The 1,503-nt window shown below is 67.7% G+C and carries 3 protein-coding genes; 2 read left to right on the forward strand and 1 reads right to left on the reverse strand.

The window, feature by feature from the left end:
• Positions 1-59 precede the first annotated feature (59 nt).
• Complete coding sequence (locus V6M46_RS11815; RefSeq protein WP_332665203.1) at positions 60-344, reverse strand: hypothetical protein; 285 nt, start codon at positions 342-344, stop codon at positions 60-62.
• Between the two features lie 33 nt (positions 345-377).
• On the opposite strand from V6M46_RS11815, the gene V6M46_RS11820 reads away from it, so the two are divergent.
• On the forward strand, positions 378-1,301 hold the full coding sequence (locus tag V6M46_RS11820) for a mechanosensitive ion channel family protein (protein ID WP_332665205.1): 924 nt from the start codon (positions 378-380) through the stop codon (positions 1,299-1,301).
• Positions 1,298-1,503 (forward strand): globin domain-containing protein (locus tag V6M46_RS11825; protein WP_442880505.1); only part of this gene is annotated, 206 nt, incomplete at its 3' end. The genes V6M46_RS11820 and V6M46_RS11825, both read left to right, overlap by 4 nt.

Raw genomic sequence — 1,503 nt, forward strand, 5'->3', positions numbered from 1 at the left:
AGGCGACACGCCGACGCCAGCCTGCAGATCGTCACTCCCAGCGGGGTTGTGCCCGTGGGTCAGTGGTGCTGGGCGGGGGTGGTGTCAGAGAGCACGTGGATCTCCTTGCCCGGCGCCGGCGGTACGTAGTTGTTGCGCGCGGTGAGCAGGGCGAACAGCGTGATGATCACGAACAGGCCCACCGTGCCGCCGCCGAAGAGGACCAGCAGGTAGAGATTGCTGCGCTCCTCACCGTCCGGCCACGCCCCGCCGGTGGGCTCGTCGGCGAAGGCCGCGGCCGATCCGGCGAAGAACGTGATGACGAAGGCGAACGCGAGTCCGAGCAGGCGGGCGGGAGTCCTCATGGGCCCCATCGTATCCACCCGTAGGCTGGAGCAATGCCCTACCTCGACGTGAACTGGGACCTGCCCGCCGGGAAGGCGTACGACTGGTTCGTCGCCGCCCCAGCCTCGATCCTCCTGATCATCGTCCTCGGCCTGACGTTCCGCTGGTTCGTGTGTCGTTCGATCGACCGGCTGGTGTCACGAGCCATCAAGGGAACCGTCCCGGGCATCATCGCGAACAGCAAGGCCGGTGAGTTCCTTGCCGACCTCCGGCCCGGCTCACGCGAGCGGCGCCAGCAGCGTGCCGAGACGATGGGGTCGCTGCTCAAGAGCATCACGACCGGCCTGACCCTGGCGGTCGTCGTGGTCATGGTCCTCGCCAAGCTGGGTCAGCCCATCGCCCCGATCATCGCCAGCGCCGGCATCCTCGGCATCGCGTTCGGCTTCGGCGCCCAGAACCTGGTCAAGGACTTCCTGTCCGGCATCTTCATGATCCTCGAGGACCAGTACGGCGTCGGCGACGTGGTGGACCTCGGCGAGGCCGTCGGCACCGTCGAAGCCGTCGGGTTGCGCGTCACTCGACTCCGGGACGTCAACGGCACGGTCTGGTACGTCCGCAACGGCGAGATCCTCCGCGTCGGCAACCAGAGCCAGAACTGGGCGCGTACGGTCCTCGACATCACGGTCGACTACGAGGCCGACCTCGACCATGTGCAGGCGATCCTCAAGGAGGAGGCCACGGCGATGTACGAGGACGAGGAGTTCCACGACGTCATCATCGAGCAGCCCGAGGTGTGGGGCGTCGAGCGCTTCGACAAGGACGGCGCGGTCGTCCGCGTCGTGCTCAAGACCGCACCGCTGCAGCAGTGGCTCGTGGCCCGGGCGATGCGCCAGCGGGTCAAGGCCCGATTCGACATCGAAGGCATCCGCATCCCGACGACGTTCCGCACCATCACCGAAGAGGAGCCCCCGGCGTGACCGAAGAGCAGACGTTCTACGACGCGATCGGCGGGCACGAGACGATCAAGCTCATCGTCGACACGTTCTACGAGGGCGTCGCCACCGACGAGGTGCTGCGGCCGCTCTACCCCGAGGAGGACCTCGGCCCCGCGGCCCACCGCTTCACGATGTTCCTCGAGCAGTACTGGGGCGGCCCCACGACGTACTCCGACCAGCGCGG

The sequence above is a fragment of the Aeromicrobium sp. genome, from assembly GCF_036676885.1.
Classification (GTDB): Bacteria; Actinomycetota; Actinomycetes; order Propionibacteriales; family Nocardioidaceae; genus Aeromicrobium.

What these genes read in the sequence shown, in the direction of transcription:
- V6M46_RS11815 (WP_332665203.1), bottom strand. Translation starts at nt 344, where the DNA reads ATGAGGACTCCCGCCCGCCTGCTCGGACTCGCGTTCGCCTTCGTCATC.
- V6M46_RS11820 (WP_332665205.1), top strand. Translation starts at nt 378, where the DNA reads ATGCCCTACCTCGACGTGAACTGGGACCTGCCCGCCGGGAAGGCGTAC.